This window comes from Cytobacillus oceanisediminis, from assembly GCF_022811925.1.
Lineage (GTDB): Bacteria > Bacillota > Bacilli > Bacillales > Cytobacillaceae > Cytobacillus > Cytobacillus oceanisediminis_D.
Window position 1 is genome coordinate 1,923,833 of record NZ_CP065511.1, and the last position, 16,184, is coordinate 1,940,016.

The following is a 16,184-nucleotide window of genomic DNA, read 5'->3' on the forward strand; positions in this document are numbered from 1 at the left end:
CGTTTATGGCAGTTTGAGCAATATTGAATGAGGTGAAAGCATGTCTTTAGAAATATTCGGTTTTCGTGCACTTTGGAGTCCATATTTCTTTTTATTTGTACTATTGATACTTGCTGGTTACTATATGCTAACAATAAAGTACCGCGGAAAGTTCAAAAATAGCGAGCCGTTAACTAGAAGGCAGGGAGTGTATTTTACAGTCGCGATGATCGTGTTATATGCCATTAAGGGCTCCCCGGTTGATCTGATGGGACATTTAATGTTTTATGCTCATATGATTCAGATGGCAATACTGTATCTAGTTGTTCCTCCCCTTGTAGTTATGGGAATCCCTCAGTGGGTGTGGAGAGCAGTGATTAATCACAAAGCTATTAAACCGGTATTCCGTCTTTTTACAAAGCCATTAGTAGCAATAATCCTGTTTAATGGAGTATTTTCCCTGTACCACATACCAGATGTTTTTGATGTGGTAAAAACGGATATGATGCTGCATACTGTGTATACATCTGCTCTGTTCCTGCTTGCAATCTTTATGTGGTGGCCAACGATTAACGAGCTTCCTGAAATGGAGTCCCTTGATGGCCTGAAAAAGGTGGGATATGTTTTTGCCAATGGTGTTTTATTGACACCTGCGTGTGCACTGATCATATTTGCAGATACTCCAATGTACAACACATATTCTGATCCGAATGCCTGGGCGCAGGCCCTTCAGTTGTGTGTTCCTTCTGCGACACTGGCAAGCCTGAACCTCAGCGGACCGGAAATGTTTAATTCAATGTCACTTATACACGACCAGCAGCTTGGCGGGGTAATTATGAAGATCATCCAGGAAATTGTCTATGGCATCATCCTTGCACAAATCTTCTATGCATGGTACAAAAAAGAACAGGAAATTACGCCTTCAGAGGAAGAAACAATGCTAAATCCGCATTTAGTAAAATAAATGGAAGCTCCAGTCAAAGGCTGGAGTTTTTTTTATAAAAATTACTGATTTTGCCTTTTTCTTAACTATGCAATGAAATCTATCACTTACTAATTGATAAATATTGAACATTTAAGGAACTTTTATTAAAAGCCCTTACAGTTTGTTGAAAAAAACAGTGCACTCTACTAAAATTAACTTTGTAATAATCAACAGCATACTACTGAATTTCAAACCGATATTGGAGAGAGGAAGAATTTATGGAATACTCATTGCCTATACTGCCTACCATCAGCACGACTTTTATTGTACTCAGTGCAATCACTGTTGCGATTGGGTGGGTCCAAATTAGCAAAAAGAAGCTTGAAGCTCATAAAAAAACAATGACTTTGGCTGCTGTGTTTGCTGTTATTTTCTTTATCATATATGCCAGCAGAACAGTCTTTATAGGAAATACTGCTTTTGGGGGCCCTGATGATATAAAAATTTATTATACAATTTTCTTAATTTTCCATATTACGCTTGCAACTGTAGGAGCAGTATTAGGAATTATCTCATTATATACAGGCTATAAAAATAAATTGGCAGCACATAGAAAATTAGGCCCGGTTACTAGTGTGGTCTGGTTTTTTACTGGCATAACAGGTGTTGCAGTCTATTTGCTGCTGTATGTTTTCTATCATGGGGGAGAAACAACCTCTGTCATTAAAGCGATTTTGGGTACGTAACAGGTTAAAAAATGCCGCTATCTATTTAGCGGTATTTTTTATGCTCATAATAATGTCCATTCCTATTTAAAAAGGACTTATTAAGTTTATGGCGAATATTTATAATGATATTTAATTGGGAGTGAATTTTGTGTCGGTGAGAAAATTATCAGAGAATGAATATATAGATGCCATGAAGCTTTCCATGTATGCCTTTCAGTACAATGTGCCTGAAGCTGACATCCCAGCCGGGAAGGAACGATTAAAAAATCATTCCATTTTTGGTATCTGGGAAGAGGAAAGTCTGGCTGCCAAGCTACACATTATCCCCCTTAAAGTTCATATTAATGGATTTGAATGGGACATGGGAGGTGTTGCAGGTGTGGCAACATATCCTGAATTCAGGAGAAAAGGGTATGTAAGCAGCCTGATAAAGCACGCTTTGGCCGAGATGGACAAAAAGGGTCAGCTATTTTCGTTTTTACATCCTTTTAATATTTCTTTCTATCGGAAATACGGATGGGAGATATTCACTGAATATAAGAAAACACTTATTAACAAAATAGATTTAGAAATGGCCGGAAAATCTTCAGGGACCATTAAACGATATATCAAGAACCAGCACATAAAAACCATCGAAAAGATTTATAAAGAATATATGCTGCGGTATTCAGGCGGGCTTGTGAGAGACACATATTGGTGGGAGAACTTTGTTTATTCTGACTACCAGATTGCGGTGTACTTTGACGAAGCAGGTGAAGGACAGGGCTATATTTTATTCAAAGTAAAAGACAATAAAATGGATGTCGAAGAATTTGCGGCTTTAAATCAGGAAGCCAGAGTGAATTTATGGAATTTTATCTGTCAGCATGATTCGATGGTTGAGGAAGTAAAGATCATTACATCAGTACACGATCCATTTCCTTATTACCTGAATCAGCCTAATTTAAAAATGGAGGTTTTCCCGTACTTTATGGGGAGAATCGTCAATGCTGAAAAGTGTCTCGGCCAATATTCATTCAATGAAAATAGTGAAAATGTCTTTCTGCATATTGAGGATCACCATGCACCATGGAATAATGGAAGCTACTTAATTGCTGACGAAGGTGTCAGGGTGTTTAAAGAGAAAGAAGGAAGCCAATGCACAAACCCTCCAGCACGAGGTCTGCATATGTCTATCAATGCCCTTTCAGCGATTATAATTGGCTATAAGAGGCCAATGGAGTTATATGATCTAGGTGAAATTAAAGGTCCAAGAAATGATGCAGAAATACTTGAAAGAAAAATTCCTGTGCAAAAATCCTTTTTCTATGACTTTTTTTAAGAAAACTCAGTTGAGATGTATAGATGTATATAGGAAAGAAAAAGCGTCCTAGCGGACGCTTTTTTACTTATTTATAAAGTTTATATTTTGAAATTCATTTTAATAAGTCCTGCTTCTTTTGCGGAATTAAAGGCAATGACCAGTAATGGGCCAATGATGAAGCCCAGTATTCCAATGAGTTTCAGGCCCAGATACATGGCTATTAGCGTAGCAAGCGGAGATAGCCCTATATGGGTGCCCATTACCTTTGGCTCAACTGTCCTGCGGATAATTAAGAGGATGGCTGCAAGAATTGCCAATTGTGTCCCCATAGCTAAATCTCCTGTCAGCAGATGAAACAATGCCCATGGGCCAAGAATGACAATGGAGCCAATAATAGGGATAAAGTCAATAATCCAAATGATTATAGACATGATCAATGCCATTTCTGGATTGATGAATAATAATCCAATCAGGGAAACGATAAAGATAATCACACTTACAAGGAATTGAGCCTTGAAAAAGCCAAATCCGACATAAGAGAGCCGTGAAGTCATAAACTTGACTTTATCTGCTGTTTTTTCTGTAAGGTGATTATACAAGCCTTTCCTTAATCGCGGAAGATCTATTAAAAACAAAAATAAGGCAATCAAGTATACGATGAAACTGACAAGATAATTCGGGATGTTTGTCAGAAGTGCTTTTAAGCTATCAATATTTACGTAAGCGACAAGGTCATTCTTCGTTTTATTCAAGAAGGATTGAATCTGGTTGCTTATTTCATCAACAAGGTCTTTAGGAAGGTCTTTGGCGGCATTGGAAAAGTCCGCTTCTGCCCTGAGCCATGCTTTTGTAATTTCATTAATGTACATAGGAGCATTTTCAACAAGTTTAATGGCTTCAGTAATCACTTTTGTCGTAATAAAGTAGCCTGATAAGCCAATGAAGAGGACAAATCCCAGAAAAGTAATCAGCACGGATACTCTTCGGCTTATTTTTATTTTATTTTGCAGCAGTTTCACAACTGGCTCCAGGATTAATGCTGTAATAAATGCAACAATCAGCGGAACAGAAACAGGCAAAATGAAATAAAAAAGGACAGTTATAAGAATTACAGCAATTAATATTAATAAAAAACGTTTTGTGAATATCGCAGACAAAATAAGTCCCCTTTCCCCATTTTGTTAATCATCAAAAGACCGTAACATTTTGATTATAGTATGCATTAAATATTATAAAAACTAAAAAATAATTGGTTTAAAACTGAGAGATTATTGCCCGGTATATAATAAATCGTACAGAAAGAAGTGAAATAAAGATGCATAATGATCATCTTGACTTCGAGACGATTCAGGCAGCCAGTGATATAATCTCTGCAATCGTAGAATCCAGCCTGCAGGAAAGAGAAAGCGTCATTCCTCTTTATCATGAAAGATTCACATTCTTTAAGAAAATAAAAGACCCGATCTCCATATCTTTTAGGAATACTGAAGTATATTTGAAGATTAAGCTTAACTTAATAAAGGGAAAAAATATTTTGGAGGAAACTCTCCAGATTCAGAAAGAAATCAAAGATGAAATTGTTCATTTAACCGGACTGGAAGTTAAAAGAGTTGATCTCTCAATTCAAAAAATTATACCTGCCGGAAACAGTCTTCCGGAACACTGATTGCTGAATTTTGAAGGTCATACAGCTAATGTAAAAAGACGCATGATGTTCATGCGTCTTTTCCATGCAGAAAATACATTCATTAATCATAATGAAAAAGCAAAAATTACTCAGCGAATTGGTCAATCTCTGCTTTGATCTCACTTAGAATTTTCTCGCATTGACTTACTAATGATTTAGGGAAGCTTTCACCTTCACCGTATTCTATCCCATGCGGATAATAATGCTTGCCAAGCAGGGGAGTCATAAGCTGGATAGTTGCTCTATGTGCTCCTACATCACCTTCAGCAGCATATCCAAACACACGAAGGTAAAAAACACCCTCTTTTAATTCGAATTTACGGTCATATGTAACTCTTTCATAATCCCATTGCCCTTCACGGACCAGACCGTGTGAAAGCATTACTTCATCTAAGCGGGTTAAGTCTGCTTTTTTATTTTCCAGACCTGTGTTTTCAAATTTCATAATTGTCCCTCCTGAAAACAATCCATGGTTCAGATGAACGATCCATGCATAATTTTAACAAGTTTATCTCAAATTTAATAATAGTAGAAAAAAGCGTAACTTGCAACGGATTCATGCAAGAAAACATCCATCTCTCAAAGAACGTTAGTTGAAATGGCATAATTTAAGGACTGGCTGCCTTATCATAAGCAAATAGAAACTTGGAGCTGCCAAACTGTGAAAGGGGAAGCGTCAATTGCAGAAATTCAAAACCATAATTATCTTCTTATTTCTTATATTTTTAACAGCAGATCCTGCGGGCGCTGCAACAGATTACAGGGTTGAGCAAAAGGACACTCTTTGGGAAATTGCGCTAAGATTCCAGCAGGATCTACAAGATATTATTAATAGCAATCCCCAGATAGAAAACCCTGATTTAATTTTTCCTGGTGAAATTATTATCATTCCTGGCCATGGAAGGAAAATTGCCATTCCCAAAATGGATGTGAATGAATATGAGCTTATGGAGCTTGCCAACCAAAAACGAAAAGAATTAAGGCTTAAACCATTATCTGTAGATTTGCATCTGAATGGTGCAGCCAAGAAAAAGTCTTTTGACATGATGAAATTAGAATATGTTTCACATAATTCTCCTACATATGGAAATCCTACAGAAATGTTAAGGAATCAGCAGATTTCTTTTCTGGCCGTAAAGGAGAATATAGGGGCGGGCTATAAAACAGCTGATGAAATGTTTGCTGCCTGGATGAACTCCTCAGTCCACCGGGAAAATATTCTAAGCAAAAAGGCAACACATATTGGTGCTGGATATATTCAAGGAGGCTTGCACGGTCACTATTGGACCATATTCATTGTTGAGAAAAATGAAGGAGGATAAAAAATGGAAAAGATTCGTGATATTATGACCAGCCATGTTGAAAGCTGTTCTCTATTGGACAATGTGTATGAAGTGGCAGTTAAGATGAAAGAATTAAACGTAGGGGCTATCCCGATTGTGGATAATGAAAAGCTAGTAGGAATGATTACTGACCGGGATATCGTTCTTCGCTGTGTGGCAGAAAAACACCCTGCTTCATCCAAAGTAGAAGATATTATGAGCAGCCATTTAGTAACCGTTACCACGGATACAGAGGCTCGGGAAGCTGCACGCTTGATGGCTGAACATCAAATTCGCAGGCTTCCTGTTGTGGAAGGTGACAAGCTTGTTGGAATAGTATCACTCGGTGACTTTGCCGTCCGTCATTTAACAGATGACCAGGCTGGAGAAGCGCTTACTGATATTTCAAAACACGAAAGTGAAGCACAGCATTAAGAGGACACCATTAGGGTGTTCTTTTTTTTAGTAAAACATTACATACAAGACGTTGTGAAAAGAATAGATAAACAATACACCTAATGGTATGATTAATAGTATATACTGCAGAATTTTATTCAGATTCCATTACTCAGTACACCATGCATGTTATACTTTTAAATACATTAAATACAATGAATGAGAGAAGGGAGGGACGGTTCTCTGCGGGCACTTTTTCGAATATTAGTTTTGATTTCCATTTTTCTGGCAGCTGGCTTTTACATTGATATTGGCCGTAATGAGAAAGGGGAAATACTTGTCAATCAGGAAAATACACAGCCTGGTGCAGTTAAGGATATAAATAACAATGACAATAGTTTATCTTCCAATACAGGGTTCCCTGAAAAAGGCTTGGCATCGCTTATGGGAAAATCCGCCGCGGGGCTAAAAGAAAGTTTAGGAGCACCGTCCAGAATAGATCCTTCTTTTTATGGTTACGATTGGTGGATTTATAATAAAAGCAGCACTGAGTATATTCAGGCTGGGGTAAGCAAAAATAAAGTGGTTAGTTTGTTTGCGACAGGTGAAGATGCAGACATTTATCCTTTCAAAATAGGTCAGCCCATTGGTGAATTATATGCATCCGTCTTTTTTGAAACAGATTTCAACCTTAAAGTAAAAGATAGCTCATACCGTTTCGAATTGTCTGAAGATGACCTCAATACAAGGCCGTTGGTTATGGTTGGAGAGTATTTCGCACAGCTGAATATAGATAGATTTACAGGGACGCTCTCCAGTGTGAGGGTAATGGATGCAGCCACCTTAATTAAGCTTCGCCCGTATGAAATGGTTTACCGTGGTGAATTGTTGGAGCCCCCCTTGCCTTCTCCTGCCTTTGAGGAAGATGTAGAGAGAGCGAAAGAAAAGCAAATTCTTGACCTTACAAATGTTATAAGGGTTAGACATCATTTACAGCCGTTGATATGGGATGATATGACTGCAGCTGCAGCTTTTGGCCATAGTAAAGATATGTATGAAAGCAATGACTTTTCGCATACTTCTAAAACTTATGGCGATTTGGCGGACCGGCTTGAAGCTGGAGGAGTCTCATTTGAGGCTGCAGGGGAAAACATAGCTGCAAATTATACGGATGCCCCCGCTGTCGTTGAAGGATGGCTTAACAGCAAAGGCCATCGGGATAGTCTGCTGAACGAAGAATTTACACATCTTGGAGTTGGAGTTTATAAAAAGCATTATACGCAAAATTTCATAAAAAAAGCTGATGGAGAAAGCTAAAATTGAAAAAGAGCCTAAGTATGAGGCTCTTTTTTAGTTTTAGCATTTTGAATACGGCCAACCTGAAAGAAGTCATCCTCCCAATTGCCATATAGGTGAACGGAATCGCCAATTTTTACAGAAGGGATTCTGATATTTTTCATTAAAGGGGTGATTTTTTTAATATTGGAATGCCTGTTGCTCTTTGTTTGGATGGTCAGCTCAAGAACATGTACATAGCGGCTGTAACTATAGCGCTGCCTGTTCTCGCTGATCTGGACGACTTCGCCCGATATTATGGCCTCTTCAGGAACATTTTTTAAGCTTGCCCACTTCTCATAACCCTCACGCATTTCCTTTTTTGTCAGCCAAAAAAAATAAAGGCAAATTATTGGTATAACGATAGCGGTGACCATCTTCCCACCTGCTTTTAATTATTAACGTTTTTCTTTTCGATGATAAAAAAGCTGCCTGTTGCCTGTGCAATTTTTCTTCCATCCGAACGGAGTACATCTGCAGATAATACCATGCTTCTTGTGCCCTTATGGTCAATCGTCGCTCTGCATGTCACGTATTCCCCTTTACCAACTGCAAGATAATGAATGTTTAACTGTGTCGTAACAGCCCCAAAGCCTTCAGGAAGCAGTGAAGCTGCAAGTGTTCCCATGGCAGAGTCAATAATGGTTGCGGTTATACCCCCATGGAGAATGCCGAGCGGATTATTGACTATCTGACTTAAAGGAACAGTCAGAATGCATTCATCCTCAGTTATTTGCCGTTCCATATGAAGAAGTCCGCCGATATAGGAGCTGTTTTGACCGGTCTGTCTTTTATGAAAACCTAAAAGCAGGGACTCTAAAGCGTTTAATTCTTCCTCAGTGGCATTCTTGGTGCACTGTTCAAATAATTCCATAAGATCTCTATTCATTATACTTCACCTTTCGATAACTTTCTGCATTCATATTATCATTAATGGCAGAATTTTTGAATTTATATTAATGACTGAATAGAGCAGGCATTTCATTCACCTTTTCCATTCCTATTCATATGTTATTATAGGCATTTGCATCAGAACGAGGTGATATGGCATGACCAAAACGAAACTTCATCCCTCCGTCGATAAGTTTAAAGAGTTTGTTAAACAGAATCCGCGAATCATCAAGGAAGTCAGGGCTGGAAATACAACGTGGCAGGAATTATATGAGGATTGGTATTTGCTTGGGGAAGAAGATTCAAGGTGGGATTCCTATAGAGAAAACAAAGATGAAGCACAAAAGCCAGAAGAGAAAAAAAGTGACTGGATGGGCAGTATTATGGGTACTCTTAAGCAAATGGATGCGAATCAAATGCAGGGGTACATCAGTAATCTCAGCCAGGCGCTTTCAGCAGTGCAGGGGGTTATTTCCCAATTCCAAGGCGGCGGCCAGAAACCATCAGGAGGCTCAAAGCCAAGTGTGTCTAAACCAAGCAGCCCTTTTACATTTAAAAAGGATTAAGGGGTTAAACAGATGAGAAAAGATATTGTCGAGTATCTTGAACAAAAAAAGGAACTAAAGCAATTTATCCGTGAGCAGCCTCATTGGTATAGAACACTGAGCAGAAATCCAAATGAAATTCAATCTCTTGAAGTGGCCGCGCTGCATTATTACAAAAAAACGATTCCCCACCAAGTTGAAAAGTTTACTAATGGAGTGCAAATGGCTTCCATGATGATGAGCATGTTCCAGGCTATGAATTCTCAATCCAGTTAGGAAGCTTTCTCGTACCCGAGAGAGCTTTTTATTTGTTCTGTCTAGCTCCAAGCCCCTGACTTCTCGAGGTGTCAGCGGTGGGCAAAGCGCTTTCCCTTTTATAATAAAGAGTAAAAATAAGCTGCGGGGCAAACACTATCTTTATGAAATGGTTACGTATGACATCATTAAGGAGTGTAAAATAATGAAAAGGCAAAAATGCATCTTTTTATTGCTGGTTATTTTTGTACTTGCAGCATGCCAGAAAGATATACCAGAACCAGAAACAAAAATGGAAGCCAGTCCCGTAAAAGAAGTTGAAGCAGCATCGATTATGCCTCTTTCAGGCGTGAAAAGCACAACCAAAGATCCTTTTTTTGTCAGGCACCAGGTGAAAGGAAGAGACATTTTCGTTGAATGCATTGTTCAGGACGTTTCCTTTAGGAAACAAAGCAGCAAAGAAAAGGGCAAAATTCTGCTGTATGTAAACGGAAAGAAGAAGGATGAAATCCATTCAGCTGCTTTTATAGTCAAAGGACTTCCATCAGGCAAACATCGAATTGGACTGGAGCTCATAAAAGGCAACAGTGCTGAAGCATCTTCAAAAAGAGAGTTTATTGTGGTGATCCCATAGTTTACTTGCTTTAGCTTTAAACCGTTTCATGATAAAATAAGAAACGGAGGTGAGCTGTTTTGCTTGCTACATTAGAAAGAATGGCTATTTTGGACAAAGCTGACGAAATTGCAGCGATGATTACAGAATCTGAAGAAGCGGAACATTACCGCAAAAGTTTATATAAATTAAAGAACAGCCGTGAAACACAAAGGAAGATACAGGACTTTGTCAAAATGAAAGAACTGTATGAAGAAGTTCAGCGATTTGGCAAATATCATCCCGAATACAAAAGAGTGATGATGTCCATAAGGGAGCTAAAGCGCGACATGGATATGGATGCCCATGTGGCAGAATTCAGAAGAGCCGAAACGGGCCTGCAAAACCTGCTGGATGAGGTAAGCATGCTGATAGGGCGTTCTGTTTCTGAACATATTAAAGTTCCTGCCGGTAATCCCTTCTTTGAATCAAGCTGCGGAGGCGGCTGCGGTTCTGGAGGCAGCTGTGGGTGTTCTGCTTAAAAAAACCAGCATATGCTGGTTTTTGTTTTGGATTAGTACACAGTTTGAACCTTCCCATTGAAAACTGTCATTTTTCTATGCTAGACTAAATAAAACAAACGATCGCTGAAGGGGAAAACTATATGCTTGGTCAAAGGCAAGGAATAATTGTATGGCTTTATTCATTAAAACAGGCGAAAATGTTAAGAAGATTTGGGAATGTGCATTATGTTTCAAAACGGCTGAAATATGTAGTGCTATATTGTGATCTTGCCGATACGGAAACAATTATGGAGAAGATAAATTCCTATTCTTTTGTTAAAAAAGTGGAGCCATCCTATAAGCCGTTCCTTAAAACGGAATTTGAAAATTCCAAACCGGACAAGGCTAAAGAATATGATTATAAGATGGGAATCTAAAAAGGCGTGAGCATAAGCTCATGCCTTTTTGTGAAATTTTTTATTGCAGCGGTGCAATATAGTGATTAAGCCTTAAAATCCCAATCAAATACTGAAAATATAATTCCTTTTCATTAAAAATAACAGAAGGCTTTACTGTCAGCTGAATAATTTCCTTATTCAGGTCTTCCGCAGCATTCGCGAATAATTCATATCGTTTATTTGGTGCTGCCTTTGGATTCGGTATCCCTTCCCGGCAAATATATAAGGGCTGAAATCCGCCAGGGTCTGTTGGCTTCAGGATGACTGCCAGGGAGGTCACTTCTTTATGATCAATGCTCGTATGGAAAGCAGCCATGTGGGACAAACGATGCTTATTTGCCCGGGCGATTTCAATTAATTCATAAATATCAGAGTATCCTTCACCAATTTCTATAAAACGCTGTATCAAAATTAGAACCCCCTTAAAACTCTTAGCATTCACTTCTTAAAAATAAAATGCCTTTTGTCCATCCATACTTTATCATTTCCAGCATAAAAATAGAAGTAGCACCTAAAAAGCAGAGGGGAGAGTGGATGAATGCTTTACCTTTTTCTTTCGATGACATTTCTTCTATGGGCAGCATACTTAGTAAAGTCGGATATTTCTGCAATTGAAAAAAGGCATATTCATCATATGAATGGTTTTGTTGTGGTCTCCATCATCGCAGCACTCAGTGCAAAAGGGATGCTGGCAGCAGCTAATAATATGGATGTCTTTTCCCTGACCCTTGGCGAACTTGAAGAATTTATATCGTCACAAGGTATATCGTTTAATGATTGGGCATTTACCTGCGTAAGTATTGGGGATGTGAACGGTATTTCAGATCATGGTATGGACTATGATATTGCATAAAATGAACTGAGGAATGTGGCGGAGAAATTTTATGATCCTTACTATCACCTGTATTTCCTGAAAAACTCTTTCGGGGCATATAAGATGAAATTTCATACAAATTATACAAAATAAATGTGACGGATGACCTTCCCTTTGGTATTGTTAGGTTAAAAGAAAATTGATTAAGAGGGCATAGCAATGTGGAAGGCATCTTTATTTATTTTTTTAATTTTGTCTGGAATCATTTCAGGCATGCTGTTTTGGCAGTGGCAGGCTTATTCTGAGCATGCGATTGCCTTGGAGAGTTCCGGGGCTATTACACAGGAAATCACAGTTGAAACACGTCTAAAAGAACTTAAAATCACCCAAAAGATACACGGACTCATGGAACAAGAAGAATATAGGCTTGTTATCCCCGACACTCTATTTAAATGGAAATGCAAGAATGGAACCGGAGAAGCCTGTGATTCAGCAGACGAAAATCCTTTTACCTTTTTTTCTTCTGATGATCAGATGACATTTGAGTATGCTGTACCGATAAATGAAAGAAATAAAGCATTATTGTTAACTGATTGGTTTGTGAAAATTCCCGGCAAAAAGGCTGAAGGCTTGTCCATAACTATTTCGGATTCTTTCAAAAGAGAGGGTTCGTGGGCTGCGGGAATCCGGCTAAAAGCCCGAAAGAAATTAGATCATATCGATTATTATTATTTCGAGGGCAAAGGGAATGTTCCAATACTTTACTGGCAGCAAAAACCGCTGTTGAAGAAAGCTATTAACAACGCAGAGGTATACTCAGAAGATATCCAGGCAGCCAGCTTCAATTTCAAGAAACTAAATGAGATTGGAGATTTTCCATTCTTGACGATTATCTTTACTGATCAATACCCTGAATATAAGGATGAAAATATCCTTATTACCTCTCCTCGCACTAAGGTTGCACAGGTGGAAAAAAATCTTATTACTATGCTGTTTCAAAGAAAGTTTTCAGAGGACTCTCAAACCTGGGTAATTGATGTTTTCACAGCAGGCTTATTAGATATGAAACCCAGTTCATCGAAAGGAAGCGCAGTCCTGCAGGAACTGCAGGGCGAGTTAACCGAAGATGAGCTGAAAGCCTTTCTTAGGAAAGTAATAAACGTGAATTCTCTGAATGCAGAAAAGCTAGACAAGCTCTTAAGTGATGTGAAAGGCCTTAACACACATTTTTTCACGATGAATACCAAAAGCGATGCTCCGTTTGTTCCTCTGTATTTCCAGAAAGAAAAAAAGCTATTGGTATCTGGTGCTGAGAAAGCAAGCATTGATTTAATCTATAGGGATGGAAAGAGGCTTCTTCCATTTACAGCGACGATGAAGGCATTAGGATATGAAATTAAGATCCTATCCGGTGAGGAAACGATGCTTTTGTCAAAAGGGAATAACAGTTATCGGTTTTACTTAAATAAAAATGTTTTCATTTATAATGAAGAAGACTATGGACTGCTTGAAAATCCATTAACCAATCAAAACGGAACCGTATTTATGGAAATCCAATGGTTTAAATCACTCTTCGGAGTTACTGCTGAAGAAAGAGAAGGCGAGATTTACCTGACGTCCGATCCAGTCTAAATGAATCCAAAATAAAAAGCCCTGCAGAAAACTGCAGGGTCCTTCTATATCCTTTTCAGGATAGAAGGCAAAGGGAGAGGAGAAACCGGAGGAAGAACTTATGGGGAAACGTAAGTCTTCTCCGCGGTTGGCAACAACATCCTCGAATAGATGCTGTTAATTACATTATTTCCACAATCCTCACGGATATACACTTCATGCTATATTTTTTTTCAGCTGATGATTCCGCTTACAATTTGCCGGGTGGCTACCAATTGTAAGATATGGTAGGATAGGATAGAAAAAAGCAGTTTTCCCATCTCAGCAGTCAGGAAAATTGAAATTTTGCAGGTTAGCGGTGATAGTATGCGAGTGGTATCAGGAACAAGAAAAGGGAAGATATTGAAAGCTGTTCCGGGCAGTTCAACCCGTCCGACTACTGATAAAGTAAAAGAAGCTATTTTTAATATAATTGGGCCGTATTTCGACGGGGGCCTTGGGCTTGATCTATTTGCTGGCAGCGGCGGTCTTGGCATTGAAGCCCTCAGCAGAGGAGCTGACAAGGTCATTTTTGTGGATAGGGATGGAAAGGCCATCCAAACCATCCATGAAAATATTCGGACATGCGGTTTTGAAGAAAAGGTGGAGGTATATCGAAATGATGCGGATCGTGCCATTAAGGCAATATTAAAAAGAGATCTGGTTTTCGATTATATATTTCTCGATCCGCCTTACCGCAAGCAGCAGCTTCTTAAGCTTCTGAAGGTAATTGATGAGAATGATTTGCTTTCGGGTCAGGGAACGATTCTATGCGAACATGGTTCTGATGTGGAGCTCCCTGATACAGTCGGAAGACTGGTTCAGCGGAAACATGAAAATTACGGTATAATTTCTATCTCAATCTACAGCTGGGCTGAATAATACATACTTAGAATGCTAATGGAAAACGATACATAATAAGAACATGACAGGGGGATATCAATGGGAGGCATCGCGGTTTGTCCAGGCAGCTTCGATCCAATAACTTATGGCCATCTGGATATTATTAAGAGGGCTGCAAAGGTATTTGAACAGGTTTATGTAGTTGTATTGAATAACTCTTCAAAAAAACCTCTTTTTACTGTTGAAGAAAGAATTCAGCTGATAGAAGAAGTCACAAAGGATCTTAAAAATGTTAAAGTAGATTCGTTTCAGGGGCTTCTGATGGATTATGCAAAATCGGTTAATGCGAATGCTGTCATTCGGGGCTTGCGGGCTGTTTCTGATTTTGAATATGAAATGCAGATAACATCCATGAACAGAGTCTTGAATGATGAAGTGGAAACCTTTTTTATCATGACTAATAATCAGTATTCGTTCTTAAGTTCAAGCATTGTGAAAGAAGTGGCAAAATATAACGGGGACATATCAGAACTCGTTCCTGACACTGTAGAAAAGGCTCTTAAGAACAAGTTTAGATAATCAATTAGCGGGGTGTCTTTCCCCCTGATTGCACTGGAAAAATATAAAACGGGTGCCCGATTGATAGGTACCCGTTTTTTGTTACCTCTTATCCAAGCGCCTGGCGAGCATAAAGGTATAAACAGAAAGTGCTAGTATGGTTATTAGCGGTCCTGAAGCGGCTATTCCATCTAATAACTTGCCGAAAAATGTATATTTCTCAAAAAATCCGACCGGAATGGCATTGGATGGCTGCTCCGTATTGTAAAAACGTTCATAAATAGGCTGCCAAAGGATGAATGCATAAAAGGCAGCTGCAAAGCCATGAACGATTCTTGCGAAAAAGAATGGCTTGAAATTAATATCAGTTTGGGCCAGGATGCTTGCTACCTGGGCCTGCACGCTAAATCCGCTGAATGCGAGTATGAAGCTGACAATAATGACCTGCTGCATTAATGTTGCCTGCTGAACCTGGCTTGTCATCTGGCTGCCAAGTGTTATTTCAAATAAGCCTGAAATGAATGGGATGCTCATTTCTGCTGGCAGACTAACTATTGACAATACAGCTTCTAAGCCTTTAGCAAGGAATGCCGTGATTCCAAGATGGAATAGAAGTTTGTTAATTACAGAGAATAATATGATAAATCCGCCAATCATCAAAAGTGTTTGGATGGATGACATGACTGCATCTCCAAGAAGCTTGCCTATCGGGCGATTATCTTTTATTCTTGTCCGATGAAGAGCTGATAAGGCTGCCCGTAAAGATGGTTTTGACCTCTTTTCACCAGGGGGAGGCTGCCTGGTTTTTTTTCCGTAGAACCTCATTAATAAACCGACGGTAATATTGCCGAGATAATGAGCCAGGGCCAATATCACACCAAGCTTGGCGTTATTAAAAAAACCAACCGATACAGCACCGAAGATAAACAAAGGGTTTGAACAATTTGTAAAAGAAACCAGGCGCTCTGCTTCTGTTTTTGAGAGCTGTCCTTCCTGCCGCAGTCTTGCGGTCAGTTTGGCACCGGCTGGATAGCCTGAAGCCATCCCCATTGCCCAAACAAACCCTCCAACTCCAGGTACTCTGAATAAAGGCCTCATCAAAGGTTCAAGGAGTACCCCTATAAATTTTACTACACCGAAGCCGATCAGCATTTCTGATACAATGAAGAAGGGCAGCAATGAGGGAAATACAATTTCCCACCACATATTTAATCCCCTGATTGATGCATCAACCGATTCCTGGGGAAAGGAAATTAATGAGATGGCCATTAAGGTTACAGAGAGTGCAAGAGTAACCGTTTTTAATTTGGAACGAAACACGGACAAGCCTCCCTCAAGTTGTACTGACTGTGCAATGATTTTAAACAATGGTAAAATTAAGAAGGGTTTGAATATATATT

General features: G+C 39.0%; 22 protein-coding genes. 16 read left to right on the forward strand and 6 right to left on the reverse strand.

Annotation, left to right across the window (positions count from 1 at the left end):
• Positions 1-40: 40 nt before the first annotated feature.
• The 3 genes from ctaG (at position 41) to IRB79_RS09915 (ending at position 2,953) form a co-directional block, all read left to right on the forward strand.
• Positions 41-943, forward strand: a complete 903-nt coding sequence (gene ctaG, locus IRB79_RS09905) for a cytochrome c oxidase assembly factor CtaG (protein ID WP_243508295.1) — start codon at positions 41-43, stop codon at positions 941-943.
• Between the two features lie 239 nt (positions 944-1,182).
• Positions 1,183-1,650 (forward strand): DUF420 domain-containing protein, encoded by a 468-nt coding sequence (locus tag IRB79_RS09910; protein ID WP_206836040.1) that lies wholly within the window; start codon positions 1,183-1,185, stop codon positions 1,648-1,650.
• 130 nt (positions 1,651-1,780) lie between these two features.
• Positions 1,781-2,953, forward strand: a complete 1,173-nt coding sequence (locus tag IRB79_RS09915; protein WP_243508296.1) for a GNAT family N-acetyltransferase — start codon at positions 1,781-1,783, stop codon at positions 2,951-2,953.
• Between the two features lie 80 nt (positions 2,954-3,033).
• Here IRB79_RS09915 and ytvI read toward each other — a convergent pair whose 3' ends face one another.
• A complete protein-coding gene (gene ytvI / locus IRB79_RS09920) occupies positions 3,034-4,092 on the reverse strand; it encodes a sporulation integral membrane protein YtvI (RefSeq protein ID WP_243508297.1) in 1,059 nt (352 codons plus the stop codon).
• A gap of 158 nt (positions 4,093-4,250) precedes the next feature.
• On the opposite strand from ytvI, the gene IRB79_RS09925 reads away from it, so the two are divergent.
• Positions 4,251-4,601 (forward strand): Asp23/Gls24 family envelope stress response protein, encoded by a 351-nt coding sequence (locus IRB79_RS09925; protein ID WP_243508298.1) that lies wholly within the window; start codon positions 4,251-4,253, stop codon positions 4,599-4,601.
• A 106-nt stretch (positions 4,602-4,707) separates the two neighbouring features.
• Here the strand turns inward: IRB79_RS09925 and IRB79_RS09930 are convergent, their stop codons facing one another.
• Positions 4,708-5,067: a YugN family protein gene (locus tag IRB79_RS09930; RefSeq protein WP_221877688.1), complete on the reverse strand. Its 360-nt coding sequence runs from the start codon at positions 5,065-5,067 to the stop codon at positions 4,708-4,710.
• 235 nt (positions 5,068-5,302) lie between these two features.
• Between IRB79_RS09930 and IRB79_RS09935 the strand changes: the two genes are divergently transcribed.
• From IRB79_RS09935 to IRB79_RS09945, 3 genes are all read left to right on the forward strand, one after another.
• A complete protein-coding gene (locus IRB79_RS09935; protein ID WP_243508299.1) occupies positions 5,303-5,944 on the forward strand; it encodes a CAP domain-containing protein in 642 nt (213 codons plus the stop codon).
• Between the two features lie 3 nt (positions 5,945-5,947).
• Entirely contained in the window at positions 5,948-6,379 is a 432-nt protein-coding gene (locus tag IRB79_RS09940; protein ID WP_243508300.1) for a CBS domain-containing protein, read from the forward strand.
• 180 nt (positions 6,380-6,559) lie between these two features.
• Positions 6,560-7,657 (forward strand): CAP domain-containing protein, encoded by a 1,098-nt coding sequence (locus IRB79_RS09945; RefSeq protein ID WP_431833416.1) that lies wholly within the window; start codon positions 6,560-6,562, stop codon positions 7,655-7,657.
• A gap of 14 nt (positions 7,658-7,671) precedes the next feature.
• On the opposite strand, the gene IRB79_RS09950 is transcribed toward IRB79_RS09945, so the two are convergent.
• Both IRB79_RS09950 and IRB79_RS09955 read right to left on the reverse strand, forming a co-directional pair.
• Positions 7,672-8,052: a hypothetical protein gene (locus IRB79_RS09950; protein WP_243508302.1), complete on the reverse strand. Its 381-nt coding sequence runs from the start codon at positions 8,050-8,052 to the stop codon at positions 7,672-7,674.
• A gap of 14 nt (positions 8,053-8,066) precedes the next feature.
• Positions 8,067-8,564 (reverse strand): PaaI family thioesterase, encoded by a 498-nt coding sequence (locus IRB79_RS09955; protein WP_243508303.1) that lies wholly within the window; start codon positions 8,562-8,564, stop codon positions 8,067-8,069.
• Positions 8,565-8,724: 160 nt separating this feature from the next.
• On the opposite strand from IRB79_RS09955, the gene IRB79_RS09960 reads away from it, so the two are divergent.
• The 5 genes from IRB79_RS09960 to IRB79_RS09980 all read left to right on the forward strand — a co-directional run bounded on the left by IRB79_RS09960 (position 8,725) and on the right by IRB79_RS09980 (position 10,898).
• Positions 8,725-9,132 carry a YlbD family protein gene (locus IRB79_RS09960; protein WP_243508304.1) on the forward strand — a complete coding sequence of 136 codons (408 nt, stop codon included), beginning with the start codon at positions 8,725-8,727 and terminating at the stop codon, positions 9,130-9,132.
• Between the two features lie 12 nt (positions 9,133-9,144).
• Positions 9,145-9,387, forward strand: a complete 243-nt coding sequence (locus tag IRB79_RS09965) for a YlbE-like family protein (RefSeq protein ID WP_009330929.1) — start codon at positions 9,145-9,147, stop codon at positions 9,385-9,387.
• A 184-nt stretch (positions 9,388-9,571) separates the two neighbouring features.
• Complete coding sequence (locus IRB79_RS09970) at positions 9,572-10,000, forward strand: hypothetical protein (RefSeq protein WP_243508305.1); 429 nt, start codon at positions 9,572-9,574, stop codon at positions 9,998-10,000.
• Positions 10,001-10,059: 59 nt separating this feature from the next.
• The gene (locus tag IRB79_RS09975) at positions 10,060-10,500 is read left to right on the forward strand and encodes a YlbF/YmcA family competence regulator (protein ID WP_243508306.1); all 441 of its coding nucleotides are present in this window, start codon (positions 10,060-10,062) and stop codon (positions 10,498-10,500) included.
• A 122-nt stretch (positions 10,501-10,622) separates the two neighbouring features.
• Complete coding sequence (locus IRB79_RS09980; protein WP_009330926.1) at positions 10,623-10,898, forward strand: YlbG family protein; 276 nt, start codon at positions 10,623-10,625, stop codon at positions 10,896-10,898.
• A 40-nt stretch (positions 10,899-10,938) separates the two neighbouring features.
• Here the strand turns inward: IRB79_RS09980 and IRB79_RS09985 are convergent, their stop codons facing one another.
• Positions 10,939-11,328 (reverse strand): DUF7147 family protein, encoded by a 390-nt coding sequence (locus IRB79_RS09985; RefSeq protein ID WP_243508307.1) that lies wholly within the window; start codon positions 11,326-11,328, stop codon positions 10,939-10,941.
• Positions 11,329-11,457: 129 nt separating this feature from the next.
• On the opposite strand from IRB79_RS09985, the gene IRB79_RS09990 reads away from it, so the two are divergent.
• The 4 genes from IRB79_RS09990 (at position 11,458) to coaD (ending at position 14,805) form a co-directional block, all read left to right on the forward strand.
• The gene (locus tag IRB79_RS09990) at positions 11,458-11,772 is read left to right on the forward strand and encodes a hypothetical protein (RefSeq protein ID WP_243508308.1); all 315 of its coding nucleotides are present in this window, start codon (positions 11,458-11,460) and stop codon (positions 11,770-11,772) included.
• Between the two features lie 180 nt (positions 11,773-11,952).
• Entirely contained in the window at positions 11,953-13,365 is a 1,413-nt protein-coding gene (locus IRB79_RS09995) for a stalk domain-containing protein (protein WP_243508309.1), read from the forward strand.
• Between the two features lie 345 nt (positions 13,366-13,710).
• On the forward strand, positions 13,711-14,265 hold the full coding sequence (gene rsmD, locus IRB79_RS10000) for a 16S rRNA (guanine(966)-N(2))-methyltransferase RsmD (protein ID WP_243508310.1): 555 nt from the start codon (positions 13,711-13,713) through the stop codon (positions 14,263-14,265).
• Positions 14,266-14,325: 60 nt separating this feature from the next.
• Positions 14,326-14,805 (forward strand): pantetheine-phosphate adenylyltransferase, encoded by a 480-nt coding sequence (gene coaD, locus IRB79_RS10005; protein WP_243508311.1) that lies wholly within the window; start codon positions 14,326-14,328, stop codon positions 14,803-14,805.
• A gap of 81 nt (positions 14,806-14,886) precedes the next feature.
• On the opposite strand, the gene ylbJ is transcribed toward coaD, so the two are convergent.
• Entirely contained in the window at positions 14,887-16,104 is a 1,218-nt protein-coding gene (gene ylbJ, locus IRB79_RS10010; RefSeq protein ID WP_279401055.1) for a sporulation integral membrane protein YlbJ, read from the reverse strand.
• Positions 16,105-16,184: the final 80 nt, after the last annotated feature.

Excerpts from the sequence above, each read along its gene's own strand:
- ctaG (WP_243508295.1), top strand. The coding sequence starts at position 41 with ATGTCTTTAGAAATATTCGGTTTTCGTGCACTTTGGAGTCCATATTTC.
- IRB79_RS09910 (WP_206836040.1), top strand. The coding sequence starts at position 1,183 with ATGGAATACTCATTGCCTATACTGCCTACCATCAGCACGACTTTTATT.
- IRB79_RS09925 (WP_243508298.1), top strand. The coding sequence starts at position 4,251 with ATGCATAATGATCATCTTGACTTCGAGACGATTCAGGCAGCCAGTGAT.
- IRB79_RS09930 (WP_221877688.1), bottom strand. The coding sequence starts at position 5,067 with ATGAAATTTGAAAACACAGGTCTGGAAAATAAAAAAGCAGACTTAACC.
- IRB79_RS09940 (WP_243508300.1), top strand. The coding sequence starts at position 5,948 with ATGGAAAAGATTCGTGATATTATGACCAGCCATGTTGAAAGCTGTTCT.
- IRB79_RS09945 (WP_431833416.1), top strand. The coding sequence starts at position 6,560 with ATGAGAGAAGGGAGGGACGGTTCTCTGCGGGCACTTTTTCGAATATTA.
- IRB79_RS09950 (WP_243508302.1), bottom strand. The coding sequence starts at position 8,052 with ATGGTCACCGCTATCGTTATACCAATAATTTGCCTTTATTTTTTTTGG.
- IRB79_RS09955 (WP_243508303.1), bottom strand. The coding sequence starts at position 8,564 with ATGAATAGAGATCTTATGGAATTATTTGAACAGTGCACCAAGAATGCC.
- IRB79_RS09960 (WP_243508304.1), top strand. The coding sequence starts at position 8,725 with ATGACCAAAACGAAACTTCATCCCTCCGTCGATAAGTTTAAAGAGTTT.
- IRB79_RS09965 (WP_009330929.1), top strand. The coding sequence starts at position 9,145 with ATGAGAAAAGATATTGTCGAGTATCTTGAACAAAAAAAGGAACTAAAG.
- IRB79_RS09970 (WP_243508305.1), top strand. The coding sequence starts at position 9,572 with ATGAAAAGGCAAAAATGCATCTTTTTATTGCTGGTTATTTTTGTACTT.
- IRB79_RS09980 (WP_009330926.1), top strand. The coding sequence starts at position 10,623 with ATGCTTGGTCAAAGGCAAGGAATAATTGTATGGCTTTATTCATTAAAA.
- IRB79_RS09990 (WP_243508308.1), top strand. The coding sequence starts at position 11,458 with ATGCTTTACCTTTTTCTTTCGATGACATTTCTTCTATGGGCAGCATAC.
- IRB79_RS09995 (WP_243508309.1), top strand. The coding sequence starts at position 11,953 with ATGTGGAAGGCATCTTTATTTATTTTTTTAATTTTGTCTGGAATCATT.
- rsmD (WP_243508310.1), top strand. The coding sequence starts at position 13,711 with ATGCGAGTGGTATCAGGAACAAGAAAAGGGAAGATATTGAAAGCTGTT.
- coaD (WP_243508311.1), top strand. The coding sequence starts at position 14,326 with ATGGGAGGCATCGCGGTTTGTCCAGGCAGCTTCGATCCAATAACTTAT.